Origin of the sequence: Paraburkholderia sp., assembly GCF_047605525.1 — a bacterium.
In the GTDB taxonomy this organism is placed as follows: domain Bacteria; phylum Pseudomonadota; class Gammaproteobacteria; order Burkholderiales; family Burkholderiaceae; genus Paraburkholderia.
This window is the reverse complement of the sequence record NZ_JASGFN010000009.1, coordinates 166716-191803: the sequence shown is the minus strand read 5'-3', so window position 1 is coordinate 191803 and position 25088 is coordinate 166716. Positions and strand designations below refer to the sequence as shown.

Here is a 25088-nt window from a genome sequence, read left to right as displayed (position 1 = left end):
GTTATTGCGTGACGAGGACTTCCACGCGTCGATTGCGGGAACGACCTTCTGCCGTGGCGTTATCCGCGACAGGTTGTGTATCGCCCTTGCCGATCGCGACGATGCGACCGGCAGGCATGCCATGCGCCTTCAGGACGCCGGCGACGAATGCCGCGCGTTTCTCGGACAGCACCTGGTTGTCCGGAAACTCGGCGGTGTGAATCGGCTGGTTGTCGGTGTGCCCCGTCACGGCGACGTGGCCGCCGACGCGCGCCACTTCCTGCGCAACCTTCGTCAACACCGGATCGAGTTCCGGTCGAATGCGGCTTCGCCCCGGAACGAACATGTCGTCCCCGCGGAAAACGACTTTGCTGCTGCGCTGGTTCTCGTCGACCGTCAGTTGGCCGCGAGCGACCTCATCCTTCAGCAGCACCGACAGGCGCAGCCGCTCACGCACGACAGGCGCCTCGGCCTTCGCCTGTACCCGCACCGGCTGCCCGATCGCGAGAATCTTCGCCTCCAGCGCGTGGCTTTCGGACAGCAGGCGGTACTTGTACCAGGCAAAAATCGAGAACACGCACAACACGGCGATGCCCGCCGTCACCCAGACCGGCACGCTTCTCAGGAGCCGCATCTTGCCGGGTTCCTCGCCGCGCCAATGCGGCGACAGTTCGAGACGCAGCGTGTCGCGCGCGCCGCTGATAAGCGTCAGCAGACGCTGGCGAATCTGTTCGAGATGACGCGAACCATCCACGATCACGCTGTAGCGCCCTTCGAATCCAAGACCGAGAATGCGATACAGCACTTCGAGAACATCGATGTATTCCTGGGGATCGGTCGCCATGCGGCCGATCAGCAGAAAGAATTTCTCGCCGCCGTCCACTTCGCCTTCGAACGCGATCAGCAGGCTGCGCGTCGCCCATGCGCCACCGCCGCCCCAGCGCGTGCGGTTCGCGGCTTCGTCGAGCGCGGTGCACAGCGCGTAGCGAACCACCGCCACGTGCTTCCACGGCAGATTCGCCTTGTCGCAGACTTTCTGGAACGCGGTGACTTCGCGCACGAGCAGCGAGCGCAGGCTCGCGACCGCGGCTGAAGAATCGAGTGTGACCGGCATGTCGGCCAGCATGCGCAGCAGCGGCTGCGCGGCTTCGCGCAACGGATTCTGCGCAACCCGCATGCGGTCGACACGCGTTTGCAGGTCTTCCGGCGGATCGAACGCGGCGGGGTCGATGACCGGCTCCTGGTCGCCAACGTCTGCCGCCGACGGACGCTCCGTCGGCAATACCGGCGGCAGATCCTTACCCGAAGCGGAGTTGTCCGCGTCCGTCAGAAAATCGAACGCGTCGTCTCCGTATGCCTCTGTACTCATTTCTGACGCACGCCCCACAGTTCAAGCTTGAGCTCCGGAAAATGCCCGGCGATATGCATGGCGAGACCGCCGTGGCGCGCGATCTGATCCCAGAACGGCCCCGTGCGCGAAAGCTCGAAATAGATGAAGCCCGAGTTGAATGGAATCTGGCGCGGCGGCACCGGCAGCGGCGCCATCGTCAGCCCCGGCAGCAACGAACGGACCAGTTCCGGCAACCGTTGCGGATGGCTGATCTTCGTCTGCGCGAGAAATTGTTGCTGCAGCAGCTCCGGCGGCATCTGCGCGCCCACCGCGAGTACGAGACTCGAATAGCCGGCCAGTTCGATCGGCAGCACGGCCGCGGTACGGATGCCATGCGTCTGCTCCGTCAGCGGAATCGGCTGCGCGCCGCGAATCAGCACCTGGTTCAACAGATGATGAATCTCATCGACGAGCGGCTTGATGCTGCGGTAAAGCTGCGCATGGTCGTAACCGGGGGCGGCGGCCGGACGCCGTGTTTGCGGGCGCACGAACGTCGACAGCTCACCAGCAAAGAGCGCGAGCTCCCGATAGAGATTGACTGGCGCGGTTTCCTCCAGTTGGCAGATGTGTTCGAGCAACGGTTCGTAGCGATTGAGCACCTGTAGCAGCAGATAATCGGCCACTTCGGCGGCGGCGCCTGTACGGTCATCGGTTCCGGACAGACGGGCGGCCAGCGCGTCGGCGCGCAATCGCGCGAGACCGTGCAGTTGCATCGTCCATTCGCGCAGCAGCGGATTCGCACCGCAGCCGGTGACAGGCGGAATGTGCTCGGAACTGTGCAGCGACACGGCGCCGTCGGCATGCAACGCCTTCACGCGTGTCAACGCGATGCCGATCCATGACTGCGTAAGCTCCTTCTCGGGCAACAGCCGCAGACGCAGATTCGCGAGCTGGACAGGCTTCGGCCCCTGACCGATCGCGTTGCTGTCGCGCAGCTCCATGTCGTAGGCAAGGTAGCGCGCGAGCGATCCGCTCTGCTCGGAAAAGGCCGTTTCCTCGGTGTTGGGCAGACGCAGCGGGACGGCCAGGTAAATCACCTGATCCTGATGTTCCGGACCGATCGTGAGCGGCGGCGGAGGCGGCGTCAGGCCCGGCACGTCGAACGGCGTGCCGTCCGGAAACACGCCGAGCCCGCTCTTGAACACGAGCTTGCCGAACGCCAGTGATTCCTGATCGATTTCATACCGGCCGAAGCCCCAGAAAAACGGGCTCAGCGGCGCGCTGCGCCGGTGCGCGAGCGACTCGAGATACCGTTCCTGCTGCTGAAACAACTGTGGACGCAGGAAAAGACCTTCGCTCCACACAACCTTGTTATACCAACTCATGGAAATTAATCTGTCTTTGAAACCGAAACAGCGCGCTGGTCAAGCTGGATCATCAGCTTCTGTTCCTTGTCTGGAATAGCCATCCGGTACCACGCGGCGTTGGGCGCCACGGGCAACCGGTAGACCGCACGCCATACCGATTTCCCAAGCTCCCGGTAGCCGGCCAGCACGCCGATCACCGTGGTCGCGGGGTTCGACTTGCGCGTCACGTCGCGCCGGTCACCGGGACGCAGAATGAATTCGTCGACGACCAGCGCGTCGTCGCCAAGGACTTTTCCGTCCTCGCCCTGCAGCGTGAAAAAGTCGGCATTCTCGAATGCCGTCGCGGACTTCAACTCATAGACCCGGACCTGGATCGGCGCCGCGTTACCCCACTCGTTCGGATTGACGTTGTCGCTGGCGGCGATCCGCAACCGCAGGTTCGTCTGCTCCTTGATGACGGGAGTGGGTGTGGTGCTGCACGCTGTCAACCCTATGCTTGCCCCGCTCAGTGCCAGCCAGCCTGCAATGCGTAGCCACGTTACGAAGCGGGAAAATAAGTTTGGAACCATCTGACGGAGTCGAAGTGATCTTGTGCGTCGCCCTGAATAAATTAACCAGGATGGCGGCATCCAGCCCGGCACCCTGGCCAACCATCGTGATTCTCGCCAGTTACTGCGGCGAGAATCACGATTCGACAACGCATGCAACTCAGGCGCTGTTCTTCTTGATGTCGAACGTTGCCGTGATCGCGCCACCGCTGCCGCCTTGCGCGTTCTGAACCACGTACTCCTGCTTCAGGCGAGCAAACGACAGACGCACCTTTTCGATCGGACGCGATTCGCTATCGCTCACACCCGACGGCTGCACTGCCGTGACGAGCACGTCGTTCATCGTGAACTTGATGTACTCGAGCGGATTGCCACCCGCCTTACGCACGACGAGTTTCGCTTCGTCGATGTGTTTGCCGGTCAGGCAGTACTGCGTCAGATTGGGGGTGGCACGATCGATGTAGTGCTCGAACGAGAGGTCCTCGACCGTTGCGCGACCTGCACCACCGCCGGAGCCGATGTGCATGTTGGATTGCTGCGTAACGCCCCACGACCACCTCAGGACATCGATTTCGTCCTTGTGGCTTGCGTCCGTCGACTCACCATCGATCCCGTTGATTTTGAGAAAGATGTCTTGCGCCATGAAACTACTCCTTGCGACTTGTAGGTATTAAAGATGCTCAATGAAGTCAGGCATATTTAATGAGCGCCTGCCTGTCGCTCAGTTACCGGCTAGCGCCGGATATCACCGGATAAGCGGTAGCCATCAGTTCAGGCTGCCTCTTTCACGATCGGCAGTTTCGCGACAAGGCGAAGCGAAACTGTCAGACCTTCGAGCTGGAAGTGCGGACGCAGGAAGAACTTCGCCTGGTAGTAGCCAGGATTGCCCTCGACGTCTTCGACCACCACTTCGGCCGCGGCCAGCGGCCGCCGCGCCTTGGTTTCCTGCGACGAATTCGCTGGATCGGCATCGACATAGTTCATGACCCACTCGTTGAGCCACTGCTGCATCTCGTCGCGCTCCTTGAACGAGCCGACCTTGTCGCGCACGATGCACTTCAGGTAGTGTGCAAAGCGCGAGCAGGCGAACAGATACGGCAGACGTGCGGACAGGTTCGCATTCGCGGTTGCGTCCGGATCGTGGTACTCGACCGGCTTCTGCAACGACTGCGCGCCAATGAATGCCGCATAGTCGGTGTTCTTGCGATGAATCAGCGGCATGAAGCCATTCTTCGACAGTTCCGCTTCGCGGCGGTCGGAGATCGCGATTTCGGTCGGGCACTTCATGTCGACACCGCCGTCGTCGGTCGGGAACGAGTGGCACGGGAGGTTCTCGACCACGCCACCGCTTTCGACGCCGCGAATCAGCGTGCACCAGCCGTACTTCCTGAATGAGCGGTTGATGTTCACCGCCATCGCATAGGCCGCGTTCGACCACACGTACTTACGATGATCGGAACCGTCGGTCGCCTCCTCGAAATTGAATTCGTCGACAGGGTTCGTCCTGACGCCATACGGCAGGCGCGACAGGAAACGCGGCATCGCGAGACCGATGTAGCGCGAATCTTCCGAATGACGCAGCGAGTTCCACGGCGCGTACTCGAGGTTTTGCGTGAAGATCTTGGTCAGGTCACGCGGATTGGCGAGTTCCTGCCACGAATCCATCTGCAACACCGATGGTGCGGCACCGGTAATGAATGGCGCATGCGATGCCGCCGCCACCTTTGCGATTGACGCGAGCAGATCGACGTCGGGCGGCGTATGGTCGAAGTAATAGTCGGCCACGAGGCAACCGTACGGCTCGCCACCCAGTTGACCGTATTCTTCTTCGTAGATCTGCTTGAAGAACGGGCTCTGGTCCCACGCAATGCCCTTGTAGCGCTTCATCGTGCGACGCAGGTCTTCCTTCGAGACGTCCATGAAGCGGATCTTCAACTGGTCGTCCGTTTCCGTGTTCGTAACGAGGTGATGCAGACCGCGCCATGCGCTTTCCAGTTGCTGGAATTCGTCGTGATGCAGGATCAGGTTGATCTGCTCGGACAGCTTGCGATCGATTTCACCGATGATCGACTCGATGTTCTTATACGCGTCGTCGGACACGGTGGCAGCCGTGAGCAGCGCCTGCTGCGCGAGCGTTTGCACCGCGCTTTCGACTGCTTCACGCGCGCGTTCGGTTTTCGGTTTGAATTCACGCGATAGAAGCGCGTTGAAATCGGATTGACTGGTTACGCTCGAGGTTGCCTCGGCTTGAATCTTCGATTGGCGTTCGGCCATCATTTCCCCACTGGTTCAGGCTCTGCTTTCGCTCTGAAAGCACAAATCATTCGTTGATTGCCGACTCGTCGGCGGATGCCGCTTGCGGCTTCGGCAACTTCGAAGGCTTCGGCGCCTTCGCAAGCGCCTCGAGCAACGCGGGGTCTTTAAGAACCTTGCTGACGAGGTTCTCAGCGCCGCTCTTGCCGTCCATATAGGTCTGCAGGTTGGCGAGCTGCGTGCGTGCTTCGAGCAACTGCGCAAGCGCGTCGACTTTCTTCGCGACAGCCGCTGGCGAAAAGTCGTCCATGCTTTCGAATGTGATGTCGACCGTTAGCTGGCCTTCATTCGTCAGCGTGTTGGGGACCGCGAAGGCAACCCGCGGCTTCATGGCCTTCATTCGCTCGTCGAAGTTATCGATGTCGATACTGAAGAATTTGCGATCGCCAACGGCGGGCAGCGGCTCGAGCGGCTTGCCCGACAGGTCGGCCAGCACACCCATCACGAACGGCAGTTCGACCTTCTTTTCCGAACCGTAGATTTCTACGTCGTATTCGATCTGAACTCGAGGGGCACGATTACGTGCAATGAATTTTTGAGAACTGTTGGAAACCGGCATATTGCTCTGACTTTATTCGTTCAAGAAAAGGACCAGCGGCGCTACAGCAAACTTTGGAGAAGCAGATCCGCAAAGCAAAGATATTAAGTACGGAAGTTGCTGGAGGACATGGGCGATTGCCCAAAATCGACCCTGTCGAACGGATCGATCGAGTGGACTGCTGGCGCCACACGAAACCGCGTTGCGACGATGTGCCCGTTTTCAGGGTGTGCGCGAGTCGGGGAGAAGGGTGATTTCGACACGACGATTCATTTCGCGGCCCAGACTATTTTCATTACTGGCGAGCGGGCGCGTGTCGCCATAGCCCTGAATCGCGAAGCGCGTGACGGGCAGTGACGCCGTATCGACCAACCAGTCTCGAATAGCGCGCGCTCGCGCTTCGGAAAGCTTCAGATTCGCGGCGCTCAAGCCAACGTTATCCGTATGACCCGCGATCAGAACTGGTTTGCCGGGGTTTGCGAGAATCAGATCGAGAGCGGCCTTGAGTTTGGACTCGGCACCGGGCTTCAGTGTGGTCTTGCCACTGTCGAACAGCGACAGGTTGTCGATCGTCATGCCTTTCGGCGGATTCGAATTCGAAACGGCCTGCTCCAGCGCCGGCACTCCGACGTCTTCATGGCGAGCCAACCCGGCATACCGGCCGGGCAATGTTTCAGGCCGCCCGCGCTGCGCGTCTGCCTGTGTCACGGGCGGGTGCAGGAAAGCATCGAGGCCACCGGCGACGCGCGTGACAGGCCGGCTGTTCATCCACGCCGACACGCTGATCGACACAGCCACCAGAACGACCGACGCTGCCACCGTGTGCGACACCGACCAACGCGGTTTCCTCCGCTCACTTTTCGTGGCCTGAAGCACAGGCCGCCGCGCAGTGATCCCGGGCAGCGGCAACGGTTGTGCCTTCGGTGGTATCAGGGATGGCTGCAGGCCCGTCTTGCCGGTCAGCCATCGTGTCCACGCGCCGGGACGCACTGGCGAATATCCGACGTCGGCCAGCAACAACCCGCGCAACGACAGCGGCGCCGTGTTCGCGAGCGATGAAAGAATCGACAACAGCGCGGCATCCTCGAGCCAGTCGAATACCGCGTGCCCCAGCGCCGCACGTGGAGCGAGCTCCGATTGCGTCATCGCAAGCCACGCTTGATCCAGCTCACGACGGATCAGGCCCACGGCTTGCCGCGCATGCTGGATTTCAGGCCGCGCCGTGGATACGTCGATGACGTCGCCGAACCATACGGGATCTACGGCAGTGTCACCGTTGGCCCGGAGACATGCGTAGATCGCGATATGGCAAGGCAGCACGCCCACCCGGTGGCGTATGGTCCTGTCGAGCTCATACCGCCAATGGGAGAATTCACGGCGCATCACCGCGTCGTCGCGGTCGCCGTCGGGGACAACGGGCATCAGCACGGCATCCGGCAGCCGCTGATGCGCCTCCCTGATCGTGTCTATCGATTCCGCCAGCTCGCCCGGGGTCCTGACGAGCATCCACACCGCGTCGCCGTCACGGCGCAACGTGGACGCCTGCGCACCACGCGCAAACGCCGACGCGGCATAAGGTCCGACCACGAGAATGATGGGCAATTCGCGCGCTTTGTCCGGCTGAATGGCGTCATCCTCGCGGTTCGCGCGCCATCGCCTGCACGCGGGGAAAGCGGCTGCGCCGAACGCTGTCAGCAAGGTCAGGCCGGGCACGACAAGCCACCACGATCGAGAACCGAGCGACAAACACAGCAATGTCAGGCCAATTACGACGAGCGCGAGCCAGCTCAGCGGCAAGCGGTAGAGGTCCACGGAAGTCATGATGAATGTGCCTTCCGGACAAGGCCCCCGTGACCGGCATGCGCTTGCGACAGACGATCGATTGAGGCGCCGAGTCCGGCGTTGAACACGATCCATAGTGAAGCGATGACGGCAACGGCCGCGACGATTGCACCGGCGGCCATCCAGCGCGAGCTCGGTCTGCTCGACATGCACGACGTACCTGAAGTGCGCGACGACGGCGACGCGGCATTCACTACCGATGCGAAAGTTGCCGCGTCGCCCTGCGTTAGCCGGTTCAGCACCAACCTCACACGCTGCCGACAGGCCGCCGCATCCTCTCGGCCACCTTCAAAGCCCAGTTCCAGCAGGATTCCGTATAGCTCGAGTGCGGCCCGGTCCTGACGGCCACCATCAAGCAAGACGTCGATACCCCCCCAGACCCGCGCAGCGCCATCGCGCAGGCCATGAAAGCGCATCTGCAGCGATTCGCGCAGCCATTCGTTTTGTCGCGGCGGTGATAATGCGCGCAACGTCAGTTCGTCGAGCAGTACGCTTTGTGCGAGACTGACTTCGTCGATGGCCGCCGCCGGATATTCGTTATCCTGCATGGCCTGCCGAAGTGTCTCAACCAGCGAGCCACAACGCGCACGCCAGACATGAATGGCAGGTATCTCCGCACCGCCACGCAGCAATGCCGCATACAGCGCAGTCGCTCGCATCAGCGGAGCGGGTGATTCAAACGTCATTGAAGAAGCGGGTAGTCGTGGGATGGCATCAAGGCATTTCGATGACGTAAGTCACGAAAGTGCTCACCGTGCCGGCAGTAACCTTGCCGGTCGGGTAATAGCTCGCGAAGAAGGTCGCCGGCGTCGGTTCCGTCGACGTGATCGGAATGATTTTCATCGTGGACCGGTCACCAACCTTGATCGGTGAACCATCCGCATTCGCGAGCTTGATCTGCACGTTGGACGCCGACGTCGCGCCGCTCACGGTCTGCGGGTTCAAATGGCCGGTCACCGGATCAGTCGTCGGACCACTTTCGAAATACACGCGTGCGCCCGTTTCTCCACTCGCGCATTTCATCATGATGGTGAAGTCCTTCGCGCCGGCGCCTGCCGTGGAAAGCGATTGCGTCGAAACCGTCGGCAACGTCACCGTCATGTCGGGCGAACCGATCAGCGTGCACGTCGTCCCAACATAGGTGCCTGTGAAATTGAGCCTGACGGAAGGCGAAGACTGCGCGCTGGTTGTCGCGGGTACAGCCAGAATGCCGGCCATGAGACCGAGCATCAGTCCGGCAATTCTCAGGTATTTCTCGATATTGTTCATTTCCCGACCTCCACTGTCGGCGTGATCATCGGAACCGCGACGCCAGCGCGGACTACCGCGCCGCGGCCAGCGAATCACTGAAGGGAATTGCCAGGGTTTGCACCCGAAGAGGCATTCGTAGTGCGCCTGGCCGGCGGCGGAGACCAGACGAGAGCCGGATCACAGCTCAGCTTGATACGGGCGACAATACCCGATTGCTGGCTGTTGTCCGTCTTGTTGTCCGGTATCGCGTAAGGCATCACGCACTGCTCCGCGGGACCGTTGCCCCAACGTACGCGCAGCTTGCCGTGGTCCTCGAGGCCGCGCAGGTATGCGAGGCCACCTTGACCAACAATGCCCACTGATTTTTCCGATTCGTCGAACAGCTCCGTGCCCATCGGCAACGCCTTACCTTGCTGGTCTTCGACCTCGGCGAAAATAGGCATGCCCTGGGTTGTCGCAATCTTCACCTTCACGAGTGAATTGGCTCGCGGCACCACCTCCTCGCTCGTATTGCCCAGTTCGACATCGAGCGGTACGTCGCTCGGATCGAGTGCCACTGTATTAACACGGTAAGGCGTCAACGAGGACACCACCGCATAGCCGTTGCTGTCGATACGCGCGCCCTGGCCGTTGATGATGCGGCCGCCCTCCGCCCCTTTCGCCTCGACAAGCGCGAACGCCTGACCAAGCGGTGGACTCAGGGTTACGCCGCCGCTGTGCACGACCACCGCGCCGTCGGCATTGAACGCAGCCTGACGCGTCTGGTTGCTGACCGATACATTGCCGTTGTAGGTACCGAACGGCGCACGGTACATCGCATAGCCGCCCGCGGAAACGGTCCGATTGCCATCGAAGACGGTCCGTGACGCGTTGATGCCGTAATTGATCGGCGTGGCGCCGGTCGTGTTACCCGAAGCCGTAGTCTGAATCGTACTGTCGCCACCTGAGCTACGCGACAGGTTCGTGGTCAGGTAATCGAACATGTGGTGCCTGTTCGAGTCGGCCCGGCCCAGAGGAACAGTGAGATTCACGCCGACTTGCGTGCTGAGCCGCGAATTTTGCAGACGCGAGCGTTGCGCATACATCGAATAGGAAATGCGCTTGTACGAACTGTTGAAACCGACCTGGTACTGGAGGTCGTAGCCCTTCGCGCTACCCCAGTAGTTTTGCGAACTGCCGGCGATATAAAACGAACTCGACTCGCCGACCGGCTGGTTGATATTCAGTTGCAGACGGCTGCGCATACGGTAGTCGTACAGATTCGCGTTGTCTGCCGTACTATGGCGCGCGTAGATTGCATCCCGCAGGCTGTAGAAGCGCGCGGTGGAATAGCGGTACGCCGCGACGGAGAAATTCGTGTTCGTTCCAGGAACGAGCTTGCTATAGCTAATTCGCGTGCTATAACCCGGCCGGCCGCCAGACACGCCGGGTATACGGGTGCCGGCTGCCGTCACGTCCAGCGCAAGCGCGCCGAGCGGCGTATTGAGCGCGACACCGACGAGGCCGGCCCAATAGCCCTCGGAGAATTGAGCGCCTGTATAGCCGGTCAACAGGTTCGTCACACCGCGCTGATAAACCACCTGTGCGACCCACGGCTGGACATCGAGCACCGTGTCGCGATAGACGCCAGTCGTTACGTTGAAGCGCGAAACACCGGGCCTCAGCAATTGCGGCACGGAGGCGAACGGCACAAGAAAGGTTCGTTGACGGCCATCGCTTTCCGTTATCGTGACCTGAAGGTCACCGCCGTAGCCGGTAGCCGGCAGATCGCTCAGCTCGAACGGCCCTGGGGGCACGCTGGTCTCGGCCACGATGATGTTGTTCTGGCGTACCGTGACGCGTGCATTGGTGTCAGCCACGCCGCGCACGACTGGCGCGTAGGAACGCATCGAATCCGGCAGCATGCGGTCGTCGCTGGAAATCTGCACGCCACGCACGTTGAACGAGTCGAATACGTCGCCGCTCGTCGAGCTGTCGCCAATAGTGAATTGGCTCTTGAGCGCCGTGATGTCGTGCTGCGCAAACAGCGCAACATTTTGCCAATGCGCATCCGGCGAGCGGTTTTGCCAGTTTGCCGTGGACCACTGACGAAGACGCCAGCCGTTGATATTGATCCCGCTCTGCAGGCCGAGATAGACGCTGTTCAGATCCGCGCCGTTACCGTTCTGGTGACTGGCATAGCTGGCAAGGCTGTATTGCAGGAAACCCGCATTGATGCCGTTATCCCACCGGGAAGGATCGACGTATCCCGCGGCTTCCTTACGCAACTCGAGTTGAGGAATCGAGAGATCGAGTTGCAGATCAGCGGTGTTGAACGACGCGACCGATCCCGGCACCACTTCCGCCAGCGGGAGGCACAGCGACGAAGACTCCGTCGCATCAAGTTCATTCCTGCCGGCTTCCTTGAGCCGCTCGATTACGCGGCTGGTATCGACACCGATTCGGTCCAGACCGGACATCGTGAAGCATGGTGCGGCGATATCGGAACCCGGCACCTCCTGAAACAGGACTTCCAGGCGCCCACGCTTCTTGCCGTTGACGAATAATTCGAGCGGATACAGGCCGGGCGCAACCGGGTTGCCTCGCGTATAGCGCGACAGATCGGCGACGTTGCCGGTGAAGAACGCAGGATTGAACTCGACTTCCTGAGGGGTCTCCACCGGAGCTGCGTCGGGAAACGGCGCCTTGGCGGTCATGCCTTCAGGAGGCAGTGCCGAACCAGCTTCCACGGCCTGTTGCGGCAACTCGGGGGCGGTACAATCGCCGGTCATCTCCGCGCCCGAGCTGTCCGTCGAACACGCGGCAAACGCGGAATCCGCGGAGAATGCCCAGCACCCTGACGCTACGATTGCCGCCCAAGCCAACGGATGACATCTGAAAGGGAAGCTACCTAATACCGATCCTACTGCCGCTTTCTTATTCCGCACGCCCGATATCCCGTAATTCGTTTATTGGTTTTTCTGCACTTCTGTGTTCTGAGTTGCCTGGACCTCTGCAGAATCCTTGATCGGCGTGCCGAAATCGTTCAGAACCGTGTACGAAATCGCCGCAGGGGCTTTGATATCGAGCTTTCCTTCCTCCGGTACGAGATCGACGTGGCCGAACGGCGGCGCCATGTCAGGCCGCAGGGAAACTTTGCTATTTCCCGCTGCCACTTCGGCGCTGCCAATGGAAACGTAGTAAGGCGACGGATTGTCCAGCCGTATAACGCGTTCACCTTTGGCGCCGGACTCGATATGCCATTTCAGATTGGCGCGTCCCGCCGTCGGATCGTCGAGCAACGATACCGGCCGATAGAACATCTTGATGCGAGTACGAAACGCAAGCTGAATCATGTTGCGATCATCCGCGTCTTTGGGCTTAGGCGGAATTTCCAGCACGTTCAGCCAATAAACGGACTCGCGGTCTTTCGGCATGTCGCCGCCGGTAAACATAATGCGCAAAGCCTGGCCCCTGTGAGGCTCGACTCGAAACACTGACGGCAACAGTGTGAACGGCACCTTGATTTCATTGGGCGCAGCCGCGGAATTGCCATCGTCCAGCCAGGCCTGAACCAGCACGGGGCGATTGTCGACGTTGTTCAGTCGAACATTGACCTCGCGGTTCTGGGCCGGATAGATGACTCGTGTACCGGTAATCGTGATGGCCGCCTGTGCGGCATAATTGGCCGCACTGCAGATGACTGCGACAACCATCAGAATACGGAACTTCGTTGAGCGCATACGCCCCTCCAAGCGACTGAATAACCAAGACGTAAAATCGGGTCATCTTCCGAATGGAAGAACAACCCGATGTCACTCAGCTCTGATTGGCTTACTGATATGCCAACGTATAGCGAACGATTGCCGTCACATAACCCGCCGTGGTTTTGTCCGTTGCGTAGTACTGGCCGCCGTAGCTCATCTGGGCAGTACCGGAAGCATCGATAGGAACGAACGTACCGGTGCTGCCGAGCTTGATCGGAGTCGTGCCATCGCGGTCCAGCAATTGCACTTCAACGTTCCCGGCCTTCGAAACGCTAGCCTGATTGATGGCATTGCGAGTATCCGGATTCATATTCGTCGTCTCGAAATGCGCGGCAACGCTTTTCAGCGACGCCGGGCAACTCGATACCGAAATATCGAACATTTTGGAGCCGTAGGTTTGCCCGGCGGCAGTGAGCGACTGGGTAGAAATGGTAGGCAGCGTAACCGTCTTGTCTTCGTCGCCGGCGTTGATCACACACGTTTCGTCGATCAGCTCGCCATTGAACGTTACCTGGCCCGTACCCGGTGCCGCTTGCGCAAAAACCATCGGCGCGACAGACAGACCCATCAGTGCGAGCATCAGTTGCGTGACTTGCTTTTTCATGGATTGATTCCTCTTCCTTCTGTTATCTACAACTACGAACCTTGGTAATGCCGAGGTGTTCAGCGATCTTCAAGGTAGAGGAATGATGTCATCGCGATGGAGCGCTGTTAATGGGCCGTTACCCAAAATGAATGTCCACTCGATCAGCCGGTAAGAGATGTGCCGAGTACCTGGCCGCATCCGCGGCCAGATCGACGGAAATGTGGGAGAGTGAAGAGAACGAAAAGATGCCGCTGGAACGGACCGGCGAAAAACTACGAGCGATGAAGTCTACGAGCAGTACTCGCGCATGATCGTGACAAGCTCGACGTCGTTCTTCGCACCGAGCTTCTTCATTCCGGCATTCTTCTGATTGCTCACGGTCTTCGGACTGCGCTTGAGCCGTTCGGCGATCGCGCCGATCGACATGCCGTCGCAGATCATTCTTACGACAGTCGCTTCTTTTTCAGACAACACACCGCGGGAGACGCCGTTTTCAGCGGTGTGACTCACCCCGGACAGCATCTTGTCCGAGAGAGAATCGGGCAGGTACGTGTTGCCGCTTCTGACGGTACGAACCGCGGCGGCGAGATGGATAAAACCCTCGCGTCCCTTGCCGATGAAGCCCGCAGCCCCCGCGTTGAGCGCCGCGGAAACGATATAGGTAGAACAATGACCGCTCAGAAATACGACCTGTGTAGCGGGAGCGACGCGTCGAATCCGGTCAAGAAGGTTCAGGCCATCCGCGTAGGGATCGCCCTCGAATTCGTAGTCGCACAGAAGGACATCTACCGGAACCTCGACAAGCAGGTCAAGCAACCGGCCGATACTCTCGCTTTTAAAGCAAGGTTCGATGTCCGGACAGGACCGCAGAATATGTTCGACACCCAGTAGGATAAATGGATGATCGTCGGCAATGCCTACTCGTATTTTCCTCACTTTTACTCCATGACCAAGCTGGCGAAACCTTTCCATGCCACACCGCGCGCATGTATAAAGCTATCGAAAGGCAACGTCCTGTTTTGTCAACCTGGACCGAATAAAAGCCATTGCCGAAATATTTTTATATGATCAGTCACACAAGCTTGCAACATACACGCCACGCCATACCAACCAACTTGACACGAATCAGGCGATCAGGCGCCCGGCTCAAAGCAGGCGACTCAAGCCCGATTGCGGCCATTTCCGATCGCCCTCGGATTAACTTTCCCGGATTCTGATGATCGCCACCGACGCACCAAGGAATGGTGTCTCCCGGATGTACCGACTCTGGACATTACGTCAGCCCGGCCTGCACAACTCAGGGAAACACCATTAGCCCGTTTGTTTCGGCGTTATACCAACGAATAGAATCGGAATGCGGGCCTTTGTCCGGCAACGCGCCGTGAAGACGCCGGTTGCATCAAAAAACCAGGACGGAATATCCGTACTTGACGCCATATAGGTCGGGTATGGAAGCCGCACTGGCTCGATACCTCTTGCCCATCGGCAGTGAATTGAACCGTTCCAGTCCGACATGGGTATGAATTCTATGGCACGCGAAGAACAGATAAACTCAGAAAATTCTGATATTGCCCTACGGAAGGGAGCCGGCGCGAATTCAACCCGCTCCGCTCGACATCCGTCATGCAACCCGCGCACTACTCTCCACCATTCCCATGTGCGAACGCATCGACAGGCATGTCTGCGCCTCGTGAAGCGTCCTCCCTGATCTGGTCGATCATTTCTTTTCGTCGCTTAGGGGACGCCTGAAGCAGCAGGTTCATCGTCGAGATGAATTGCCGCTCCTCCTTCCCGGTCAGACTCACGAACGCGAGTAGCGCCCGCGTTGTCGCACACTTTACTTTCCCGAACATTTCCATTTCTGGCCTCCTCACGGTGTCGCAATCTGCTGAATATTGCGACCAACGGAATTCGAAAGCTCAAGACTCCCGAATTGATTCTGGCGGCCGAAAGCCGATCAATAAATTTGACCTGTATGAAAGATGAGATGGTGTGCGAATTCGTCTGGTCTCGATCCTCGTACGCAACGAGTCCAGGCGGACAGGCGAGGCGGAGGCTCCGTCGTCGCCCGTCTTTAAAGACCATACGGCTAGTTGCTGCCCCGTCCGCTCAACTCCTTGCGCACGGCAACGCGGCTAGTCACGGAGGCGACGCCGGGCACGCCTTTCGCAATGTTGGTCGCAAGATCGACCTGCTCCGCGGTCGGTACGCTGCCCGTCAGCGTCACTACGCCGTTATTCGCGCGAATCGTGATGTTGCTGGCGCGCAGCCCCTGGGCTCTCGCGCCTCTGAACGCGCGGCGGATGTCTCGCGCGAGTTGCCGGTTGGCCGCCTTGAGCTCGGCCGGGGTTTGCGACGAACCCGCCGCGGCCTGCGCCGCCGCGTTCGAACCGGCCGACTGCGGTTGCGCTTGCGCATCGAGGCAAGCGAACACGATCGCCGCCGCGCCCATCAGTGCGAGTAATGTCTTTGCGTTCATTTTTTTCTCCTGTCGTCTATGGCCGGATGACATCGACGATGACTCCGGCGGTTAATCGGTGATGCGTTCATCGAATACGGTCAGCGCGGCGAGACTGACGAGGCTGCACGCCGCCATGTACCAGACCGGCGCATAGGCGCTGCCCGTCGCGCCGATGAGCCAGGTCACCACGAACGGCGCGAAACCGCCGAACAGCGTCACGCCCACGCTATAGATGATGCCGAGCGAACGTCCGCGCATCTCGCGCGGAAAGCCTTCGAGCAACAGCAAAAAGCCGGCCGGATTCGCGATCACCCACAGACCGATGAGAAGCGCGACGGCGGCGAGAATCGTGAGCATCGCCGGTGCGTGAAGCATCAGCGCGAACGCCGGATAAAGCGCGAGTACGCTGACGACGCTCGTCGCGAGGAGAATGGGTTTGCGCGACCTCAGCCGGTCGGTCAGCTTGCCGCAGAACGGCGATGCGACGGTCAGTATGAGTCCCGCGAGACCGCTCGGCAGAAACGCCGCCGCGCCCGATACATGCGCAAAGCGCGTCAACCACGCCGGCAGGTAGAACACGATGAGGTACATCGAGGACGTGCTGCCGATCATCAGCAGCGTGCCGAGCACGATCCGGCGCACGTCGTGGCGCGCCGGCGTGGCCGCGCTCGCATGCGCTTCAGGACCCGCATGCAGCGTCTCGTGAAGATGGCTGCGGATATACAGCCCGACCGGGCCGATCAGCAACCCTAGCAGGAACGGCACGCGCCAGCCCCAGCTTTCGAGCGCGGCGGGCGTCAGCGCATGGGTCAACAGCATCCCGCACAGCGCGCCGGCGAGCGCCGATGCGCCCTGGCTCGCGAGTTGCCAGCTCACCAGATAACCGCGCGTGCCCGGCGCGGCCGATTCCATCAGGAACGTCGTCGACGCCCCCACTTCGCCGCCCGCCGAGAATCCCTGGATCAGACGGCCGGCGACGATCAGCAGCGGCGCGGCCACGCCAATCCGCGCGTAGGTCGGCGCGAGACCGATGATGGCCGTGCCGAGCGCCATCATCAGAATGGTCAGTGTCATCGCGGCCTTGCGGCCGCGCCGGTCCGCGTACGTGCCGATCACGATTCCGCCGATCGGCCGCACGACGAAACCGGCGCCGAACGTCGCGAACGACAGCAGCAACGGCCCGTGCAAGCCGCCTACCGGAAAGAACAGCTTGCCGATCAGCGCCGCGAAAAAACTGTAGACCGTGAAGTCGAAGAACTCGAGTGCGTTTCCGAGCGACGTCGCGAGGATGATCCGGCGATGCGTCGAATGTTGCGACACATTGCTCGAGGCAACGTCCGGTGCAACATCCGGCACGGCGACGGCGCGCGCATCGCCCGACGGCGCAATGGGTGGGCAGGTGGTCTTCATACGTGTGACTCTTCCGATGCAAAGGAAAGCGCGATCAACGCGACGCCGGTTCCAGCCTGGAACCTTCGACTCAGAACAGGTGATAGATGCCCACCGAGGCCGTCAGCGGCGTCGTGCCCAGTTCGGGCGACGCCGAGCCCGTCTGAAGCGGCAGCGGATTGCTGTTCAGAATCACGGTGGAGATGCCGTAGTTGCGGATAAAACCGGCGCGCGCATACAGCGACGTGCGCTTCGACAGCGAATAGTCATAGCCGAGCATCACGCCGAGCGCCGAATCCCTGGCCGGTTCGCCCTCGGCATCGCGCACGCCGGACGTGTCGCGATAGACCACCGACGCGCGCACCGCATTACGTCCCCACGGCACCGTCGCGCCGATCACGTAAGCGCGCGCAATGCCGTTGCCTTCGAGTTTCGGCGCGACCTGCTGGAACGCGGCCGACAGCATGTAGCTGCCGACGTCATAGATCGCCGACACGCCGTAGATGTCGTTGCGCACGGTCTGCGTGCCGGACGCGGTCTCGACCGGCGCGCTCCACACGCGGTTATACGCGCCCGACACATACAGCTTGCCGTTCGTCCACGACGCGACCACGCCCTGGTTCGACGCGTTCGGCGACACGCCCGGCTGACCGTTGAACGCGTACAGGAACGTCGCGCCGAAGCCCATGATGCGCGGCGTGGTCCATGTCGCCGCGTTGCTCGCGCGCACCAGCACCTGGCTCGAGCCCGGCCCGAGGTTGGCGTTGTAGCCGATGCCCTTCGGCGTCTGTACCGCACCGCCGGCGAGCCACGTGACGACCGAATTCGTCGTCACTTCGCCGAACGGATCGATGAATTGCGGCAAGGTCGCGGTCGGTTGCAGGCCGAAGCGCACCACGCCCCACGTCGCCGAATTGAGGCCGACCCATGCGGCGCGATCGAACAGCGTATTGCTGGTGCCGAACGTACCGTTGTTCGCCATGAAGCCGTTTTCAAGATTGAATTCCGCTTTCAGGCCACCGCCGAGATCTTCACGGCCGAACAAGCCGAATTGCGACGTATGGACGCCGCCGCTCTGCGTCTGCCAGCGCGAATTGCCGCTCACGCTCTGGAAATTGAGGCCCATGTCGACCGCACCATAGAGCGAAATGCCGTTCTGCTGGATCGCGCTTTGCATCGACGGCCATTGGGACAGCAACTGCTGAAGATACGAATCAGCCCATGCGGCGTGGGAAAACAGCGCCACTGCCGCGGCACAAACGGTCTTCTTATATTTCATGTGATTCCCCGATATGGACGTAGTCTTGCAGCCGCCCCAGCGACACGCCGGTCGGCGAAAAGCGAATTGACGAATTGGCGAATGTCAGGCCGTGAGGTATTGCTCGACCAGAGTGGCCCAGTAGGCGACGCCGATCGGCAGCGCCTGGTCGTTGAAGTCGTAGCCGGGGTTGTGGATCATGCAACTGCCGTGGCCCTCGTGCCCATTGCCGAGCGCGACGTAGCAGCCCGGCACCTGCTCGAGCATCCACGAGAAGTCCTCGCCGCCCATCATGCCCGGCGGCAGCGGCAGGATATTGCCCGCGCCGACCACGGCGGCGGCGGCCGCGCGAGCGCGCTCCGTCTCCTCCCCGGTGTTCATGAGCACGCGTGTGACCGGCTGATAGTCGATTTCCGCGCCGATGCCGAAGCTGGCGGCCTGGCTCTCGACGATCTCGCGCAAACGCGTTTCGATCAGTTGCTGGACTTCCGTATTGAGCGCGCGCACCGTCAGCAAGATCGTGGCCGTGTTCGGCACGACGTTGTGCGTGGTGCCCGCCTGGATCGCGCCGACCGTGACGACCGCCGAGTCCCCCGGCGACACGTTGCGCGCGACGATGGTCTGCAATGCCATCACGATGCTTGCGGCCGCAATGATCGGATCGCGGCCGAGGTGCGGCATCGCCGCATGAATGCCCTTGCCGGTCAGCCTGATCGTGACCATATCGCCCGACGCGGCCATCGCGCCTTTCTGCACGATGAACATCCCGACCGGCACGCCCGGCGCGTTATGCAGCGCGTACACCGCATCGCAGGGAAAGCGCTCGAACAGACCTTCCTTCATCATGCGCACGGCACCGCCCTGCCCTTCTTCGGCCGGCTGGAAAATCAGGTTCAGCGTGCCGTTGAAGCGGCGCGTTTGCGCAAAGTAACGCGCGGCGGCCAGCAGGATCGCCGTGTGTCCGTCGTGACCGCATGCATGCATCTTGCCGTGCACCTTGCTCGCGTACGGCAGCCCGGTGTCCTCGATGATCGGCAGAGCGTCCATGTCCGCGCGGATCCCGATCGCGCGCGCGCCGTCACCGAGTTTCAGACGGCCGACGACACCCGTGCCCCCGATCCCCTCGGTCACTTCATAGCCCCACGCTTTCAGTCTTTCCGCGACGAGCCGGCTCGTTTCGACTTCTTCGAATCCCAGCTCCGGATGGGCATGGATGCGACGGCGCAACTCGACGAACTCGGCCGCCTGCTCGCGAATCGCGGGGTCAATATTGATGTTTTGGGACAACGCCGATCTCCTCTTGCAGGCCCGTAAAACACGCGCGTTACAAGGTGTTCGCGCGAATTGGGAGTCAGTCTAGGGGATCGGCGGCGGAGAAAAACATGATAAAGTTTTATGCCGATAACCATTGGTTATAGTATTTACCCTAAGGTAATAATGGCGATCAAGCTACACCAACTTCGCGCACTCGTGGCCGTCGCGGATCATGGCACGGTGGTCGGTGCATCGCGCGCGCTGTTCATCAGTCAGCCGGCCGTCACCAAGGCCATTCGGGAGCTGGAAAGCGATATCGGCCTCACGCTGTTCGGCCGCAGTGTCAATGGCGTTGCGCTCACGCAGGCAGGGGAATCGCTGCTGCGGCATGCCCGCTTGATCGTCGGTGAACTGTGGCGGGCCGAGCAGCAGATGGCGATGGAACGAGGCGCGCAGGAAGGCCGCGTCACGGTCGGTGTGACGCCGCTTGCGGCGCTCACGTTGTTGCCGGATGCGTATGCGCGATTTCGTCAGGACATGCCGCACATCACGGTTGAATTTCTCGAATTCAACGCGACGAAACTGCAGGACCAGTTGCGCCAGGGCTCGCTCGATTTCGCCCTGGCCGCCGCGGTGGAGGCGAGCCCCGATCCGTCGATCGTGTCTTCCGAGCTGATGACTTTTCCGCTTGCGTTTGCGGTGCGCGCAAACGGCGAACTGGCTAAAGCGAAGTCGCTCGCCGATCTGTGCGACGCCGAATGGGTGCACTCCGATACGACCGACGAATATCCGCAATTCATCGCGGGTCTGTTCACGCGGAAAAATCTGCCCGTGCCGCGACGGATCACGCGCTGCACGTCGCAATCGCTGCTTTACAGCCTCGCGATCAGTATCGACGTGGTCATGGGGTGGGCGTCGCACACGCTCGAACTGGTCAACGCGACCGGGCATCTGAAGAAGCTCGACTTCATCGAAACCTCGCGTGCGGCGAGGCTGCACCTGATGCAGCGCGAAGGCGCGATCTTCACGCGTCCGGCCGACTATTTCATTCGTTGCATCCGCAACGCCGCGAGCATGTGACCCGCACCATCCGCTCGCGCGGCGGTGCCGGATGCGCGGCCCCGCCACGCGTTATTTCCTGGTCACCGTTCTCACGAGCACCCGGCCTTTTCTGCATTCGGCACATAGGCCGAACAGCACCAGTTGCCGTCCCGATACCTCGAATTCGAATTCACCGGCGATCGCCCGCTGCCGCTCGTCGATCTGCTCGTCGAAGAACTCGCGGATGCCGCCGCACGCGGTACATACCAGGTGATCGTGCGGCTTGCCGTCGTTCAGCTCGTAGACGAGGCGCTCCTCGCCGAGCGCCACGCTGTTCAGCAATTTGTTATCGACGAGCAGACCCAGCGCCCGATAAAGCGTCCCCAGGCTCATATTGCGCGTCTCGCCATTCAGGCTCTTGTAAACCTGCTCCGCGCTGAAATGCTCGTGCGCGTGCTGATGAAAAAACTCCAGCACGAGAACGCGTGGAAGCGTGGGCCGCAAACCGGCTCGCTCCAGAATTCGGTGAATGTTCATGGACGTAATGGCAACGCGGGCCGAACGGTCGAGCCGCGGAAAATGTCCGCCGTTGCCGGTCGATGCGAAGAGGTGGCCGGCACGGCCAACGTCCGTCACGCGGGGCCGACGGCGAAACACCAAACTATGTAAGCCGCATCCTTAAGAGAACCTTAAGCGGCGATTCCGGCGTGCGACGGGAGGCGCCGTCTTACGCGGCGAAGTGGCCGCGCACGAGACCGGCAAACGCGATCAGCGCGGCGAACAGCACGATGGTGAAGAGGCAACGCTCGAGCAGCGTAAAGACCGGCCGCTTTCCCTTGCGGCGCTCGGCGATGTAGAACCAGGCGGTGGCCGCCGTATAGAGCACGGTGGACATCAGCAGATAACGCAGCCCGCCGGCGTACACGAGAAACACTGCATAGACGCAGCCGGCCAGCGCGAGCATGAAGTCGACGCGCCGCGCCCAATGCTGTCCGGCATACGATTCGCCGCTCGACGCGAGCTTCAACCCATAGCCGGCGACGAGCAGATACGGAATCAGATTCATCGACGTCGTGAACTCCTTCGCGAGCGTGAACGCCTCCTTGGAAAAAAGCGTCACGAGCAGAAACGCCTGAATGACGAGGCTCGTCATCCATAGCGCGGCGACCGGTACGTGATTGCGGTTCTCTTTCGCGAGAAACGCGGGCATGGTTCGGCTCCTGCCCGCGGCGTGCAGGATTTCCGCGGCGAGCAGCGTCCAGGCAAGGTAGGAGCCGAGCACCGACAGCAGCAGACCGAGCTTGACCACCACCGCGCCCCAGCCGCCGACCGCGGCGCTCAGCACGCCGGCCATCGACGGATTTTTCAGCGCGCCCATCTGCTCGCGCGGCAACACGCCATACGACAGCAACGTGACGATGACCATCAGCGCAAGCACGCAGAGAAAGCCGAGAACGGTCGCAACGCCGACGTCGCGCCGCTCGCGCGCATGGCGGGAATAGACGCTCGCGCCCTCGACGCCGAGGAAAACGAAGACCGTGCCCAGCATCGTCTTGCGCACCTCGCCGAACAGACCGGCTGCCGACTGCCCGGGGCTCGTCCATAGATTGGCGACGAACAGATCCCACTTCACGCTCGATAGCACGAGCACCGCGAAGAGCGCGATCGCGAGTACTTTCGCGACCGTCATCGACGCATTCAGTATCGACGCGCCTTTTACGCCGCGCAGAATCAGAAAGTGGAACACCCAGATCAGGGCCGACGAACTGACGATCGCGCTCAGCGTATTGCCGGCACCGAACGCGGGCACGACGATCGCCAGCGCCGATTTGATCAGCACCAGATAGGTGACGTTGCCGAGACAACTGCCGCACCAGTAACCGAATGCCGACAGAAAACCCGTGTAGCGTCCGAAGCCGACGCGCGCATATGTATAGACGCCGACATCGAGTTCGGGCTTGCGCCACGCGAGCCGTTGAAAGATCAGCGCGAGCGTCAGCATGCCGGTGCCGGTGATCGTCCAGCTAATCAGCGAACCGACGACGCCGGTATATTTGCCGAGCGACTGCGGCAGCGAAAAAATACCGACCCCGACCATCGAGCCGATCACCATCGCCATCAGGCCCGGAGCAGACAGTCTGACGCGCTTGTCCATCGTGCGAACGTTCTCCCACGAATTCGGTCCGATCCCGCCGCTTCAATGCAGACACATATGCAACACGCTGCGCTCGCGACGGCGGCGAATGAACCGCGCACGTGCGAGTACGATGATCGACCGTTCAGATGACAATCGTGCCGGTCGCGAGACCAACCAGCGCGGCAATCGCGCCGCAGGCCGCGACGACGAAAATGACCCACTCCGCTCTGGAGAACACGCGCAGGCCGCGCTCCCGTTTGGCGAGCACGTACAGCACCGTGCCGGGTGTATAGAGCAGCGCCGACAGCATCAGGAATTTGACGCCGCCCGCGAACAGCAGAAAGGCCGTGTACAGCGTCGCGAACGCCGCGATGAAATATTCGTTGCGCAACGCGCCGCTCAAGACGCCGCCGCTCTGCGCACTGTCGTGGCGCGCGGCCTTGATGCCGTATGCGGCCACGAGAAAGTACGGAATCAGCGCCATCGAGCTCGTCAGATTGAGCATCAGCGCAAACGCGTCATTCGACCAGTACGTGCTGATCACGAACAGTTGCACGACGGAGCTGGTGAGCCAGATTGCGGCGACCGGCAGCTTGCGCTCGTTTTGCCGCGCGAACACGCGCGGCATCGTCTCCAGGCGAGCGGCGGCAAACAGCACCTCGGCACAGATCAGCGACCACGCGAGGTAGGCGCCGAGAATCGAAATGATCAGCCCCACGCTAATGAACACGACGCCGAACGGACCGAGCAGCGCGCCGAGTACCGCGGCCATCGACGGCTGGCGCATCACCGCGATATCGGCGCGCGGCAGCGTTGCGTAAGGCAGTAGTGTCACCAGGACCAGCAGGCACAGTACGGCCACGAAGCCGGTGATCGTTGCGGTGCCGACGTCCGAACGCTTCTTTGCATAGCGCGAGTACACGCTTGCGCCCTCGATGCCGACAAACACGAATACGGTGACGAGCATCGTCGCCCGCACCTGCGAAAAGAGGCCCGCGCCGATTTCAGCGCTGCCCTCCCAGAGATTCACGCGGAACATGTCGGCGCGAAACAGCACGATCAGCATGATGATGAACAGCACGATCGGAATCACCTTCGCGACCGTGACGACCGTGTTGATCATCGTCGCCTGCTGCACGCCGCGCAGCATCACGAGATGGAACAGCCAGATGCCCACCGACGACACGATGATCGCAATTGCCGTATTGCCGTTGCCGAATGCCGGAACGAAGGCGCCGAGCGTCGACTTGATCAACACCCAGTAGGACACGTTGCCGAAGCAGCCGGCCATCCAGTAGCCGAACGCGGACAGGAAGCCCGCATAGTCGCCGAAGCACGCTCTCGCGTATGCGAACACGCCGGCATCGAGTTCGGGCCGCCGCTCGGCAAGCGCCTGAAAAACGCGCGCCAGCGCATACATGCCGATGCCCGCCACGCACCATGCGATGACCGCGCCGAACGGTCCGGTTGCGCGCGCGAAGTTGCGCGGCAACGAGAAAATCCCCGCGCCCACCATTGATCCGACGACCATCGCGGTCAATGCGGGCAACGACAGTTTCGTCTCGACCTGGGTTGTTGTCATCGTGCACCATTCAGAGAAGCTGATTCTTCCAGAAAGGGACTCACGCGGAGAAATCGCGTGCATTCTCGTTCACGTCATTCATTGAGCATGCGATGTAAAACCATTCTCCCGGTCCGGCGAATTACCTTTGCACACGCTCACGCGGCGCATTTCGCATATTTCACCGCATGTTTTACATTAAGTTCACAGAGCTTCACATTAACAACCCTTGCATACATCGAGCAGAGTGTTAAAGTGGCCCCCTGCGTGCAACGTACATGTGCTTTGCCCACGGCGAAAAGAGAACTTCGCAACGATTGTTTCATTCATAAGTCGACAACGCCGCGGCATTGACATCGTGCAGAAATGCAGAAGCTTTCCTTACTACATTTCGTCGCGCCGCCTTGCTACTAATCGGATCATCGTATAAAGCAAAGTCATTCGAAAGTGTACCGAAAGACTTTGGCGATGTGTCGGGCAATACGGA

At 60.9% G+C, this 25088-nt stretch carries 21 protein-coding genes; 1 reads left to right on the top strand and 20 read right to left on the bottom strand.

The annotated features are described in order from the left end of the window. Nucleotide 1: 1 nt before the first annotated feature. The 17 genes from tssL to QM685_RS15225 form a co-directional block, all read right to left on the bottom strand. Nucleotides 2-1348, bottom strand: a complete 1347-nt coding sequence (tssL, locus tag QM685_RS15305; RefSeq protein ID WP_415117203.1) for a type VI secretion system protein TssL, long form — start codon at nt 1346-1348, stop codon at nt 2-4. Continuing rightward, complete coding sequence (gene tssK, locus QM685_RS15300) at nt 1345-2694, bottom strand: type VI secretion system baseplate subunit TssK (protein WP_415117202.1); 1350 nt, start codon at nt 2692-2694, stop codon at nt 1345-1347. Before tssK ends, tssL begins: the two co-directional genes overlap by 4 nt. 5 nt (nt 2695-2699) lie before the next feature. Then, nucleotides 2700-3245, bottom strand: coding sequence for a type VI secretion system lipoprotein TssJ (gene tssJ / locus QM685_RS15295; protein WP_415117201.1), 546 nt, complete (start codon nt 3243-3245; stop codon nt 2700-2702). Between the two features lie 139 nt (nt 3246-3384). Next, nucleotides 3385-3867, bottom strand: a complete 483-nt coding sequence (locus QM685_RS15290) for an Hcp family type VI secretion system effector (RefSeq protein WP_415117200.1) — start codon at nt 3865-3867, stop codon at nt 3385-3387. Nucleotides 3868-3995: 128 nt separating this feature from the next. Continuing rightward, nucleotides 3996-5498 (bottom strand): type VI secretion system contractile sheath large subunit, encoded by a 1503-nt coding sequence (gene tssC / locus QM685_RS15285; RefSeq protein WP_415117283.1) that lies wholly within the window; start codon nt 5496-5498, stop codon nt 3996-3998. A gap of 46 nt (nt 5499-5544) precedes the next feature. Continuing rightward, nucleotides 5545-6096, bottom strand: coding sequence for a type VI secretion system contractile sheath small subunit (tssB, locus tag QM685_RS15280; protein ID WP_415117199.1), 552 nt, complete (start codon nt 6094-6096; stop codon nt 5545-5547). 201 nt (nt 6097-6297) lie between these two features. Continuing rightward, nucleotides 6298-7896, bottom strand: a complete 1599-nt coding sequence (locus QM685_RS15275) for an OmpA family protein (protein ID WP_415117198.1) — start codon at nt 7894-7896, stop codon at nt 6298-6300. Further along, nucleotides 7893-8603 (bottom strand): DotU family type IV/VI secretion system protein, encoded by a 711-nt coding sequence (locus tag QM685_RS15270; RefSeq protein WP_415117197.1) that lies wholly within the window; start codon nt 8601-8603, stop codon nt 7893-7895. The genes QM685_RS15275 and QM685_RS15270 overlap by 4 nt, the downstream gene beginning before the upstream one ends. Before the next feature lie 28 nt (nt 8604-8631). Further along, nucleotides 8632-9186 carry a fimbrial protein gene (locus QM685_RS15265; protein ID WP_415117196.1) on the bottom strand — a complete coding sequence of 185 codons (555 nt, stop codon included), beginning with the start codon at nt 9184-9186 and terminating at the stop codon, nt 8632-8634. Nucleotides 9187-9260: 74 nt separating this feature from the next. Then, on the bottom strand, nt 9261-11939 hold the full coding sequence (locus QM685_RS15260; RefSeq protein WP_415117195.1) for a fimbria/pilus outer membrane usher protein: 2679 nt from the start codon (nt 11937-11939) through the stop codon (nt 9261-9263). 177 nt (nt 11940-12116) lie between these two features. After that, a complete protein-coding gene (locus tag QM685_RS15255; protein WP_415117194.1) occupies nt 12117-12890 on the bottom strand; it encodes a fimbria/pilus periplasmic chaperone in 774 nt (257 codons plus the stop codon). A gap of 91 nt (nt 12891-12981) precedes the next feature. Next, nucleotides 12982-13518 (bottom strand): fimbrial protein, encoded by a 537-nt coding sequence (locus QM685_RS15250; RefSeq protein WP_415117193.1) that lies wholly within the window; start codon nt 13516-13518, stop codon nt 12982-12984. Between the two features lie 270 nt (nt 13519-13788). Continuing rightward, nucleotides 13789-14436 carry a response regulator gene (locus tag QM685_RS15245; RefSeq protein ID WP_415117282.1) on the bottom strand — a complete coding sequence of 216 codons (648 nt, stop codon included), beginning with the start codon at nt 14434-14436 and terminating at the stop codon, nt 13789-13791. Between the two features lie 1153 nt (nt 14437-15589). Beyond that, entirely contained in the window at nt 15590-15979 is a 390-nt protein-coding gene (locus QM685_RS15240; RefSeq protein WP_415117192.1) for a BON domain-containing protein, read from the bottom strand. 51 nt (nt 15980-16030) lie between these two features. After that, nucleotides 16031-17371, bottom strand: a complete 1341-nt coding sequence (locus QM685_RS15235; protein ID WP_415117191.1) for an MFS transporter — start codon at nt 17369-17371, stop codon at nt 16031-16033. A gap of 70 nt (nt 17372-17441) precedes the next feature. Beyond that, on the bottom strand, nt 17442-18629 hold the full coding sequence (locus QM685_RS15230; RefSeq protein ID WP_415117190.1) for a porin: 1188 nt from the start codon (nt 18627-18629) through the stop codon (nt 17442-17444). Between the two features lie 84 nt (nt 18630-18713). Further along, nucleotides 18714-19895, bottom strand: a complete 1182-nt coding sequence (locus QM685_RS15225; protein ID WP_415117189.1) for a M20 aminoacylase family protein — start codon at nt 19893-19895, stop codon at nt 18714-18716. 150 nt (nt 19896-20045) lie between these two features. Here QM685_RS15225 and QM685_RS15220 point away from each other — a divergent pair, with 150 nt between their 5' ends. Further along, nucleotides 20046-20942 carry a LysR substrate-binding domain-containing protein gene (locus QM685_RS15220; RefSeq protein WP_415117188.1) on the top strand — a complete coding sequence of 299 codons (897 nt, stop codon included), beginning with the start codon at nt 20046-20048 and terminating at the stop codon, nt 20940-20942. Nucleotides 20943-20993: 51 nt separating this feature from the next. On the opposite strand, the gene QM685_RS15215 is transcribed toward QM685_RS15220, so the two are convergent. From QM685_RS15215 to QM685_RS15205, 3 genes are all read right to left on the bottom strand, one after another. After that, complete coding sequence (locus QM685_RS15215) at nt 20994-21440, bottom strand: Fur family transcriptional regulator (protein ID WP_415117187.1); 447 nt, start codon at nt 21438-21440, stop codon at nt 20994-20996. A gap of 190 nt (nt 21441-21630) precedes the next feature. After that, the gene (locus QM685_RS15210) at nt 21631-23058 is read right to left on the bottom strand and encodes a basic amino acid/polyamine antiporter (RefSeq protein WP_415117186.1); all 1428 of its coding nucleotides are present in this window, start codon (nt 23056-23058) and stop codon (nt 21631-21633) included. 124 nt (nt 23059-23182) lie between these two features. Beyond that, nucleotides 23183-24622 (bottom strand): basic amino acid/polyamine antiporter, encoded by a 1440-nt coding sequence (locus QM685_RS15205; RefSeq protein WP_415117185.1) that lies wholly within the window; start codon nt 24620-24622, stop codon nt 23183-23185. Nucleotides 24623-25088: the final 466 nt, after the last annotated feature.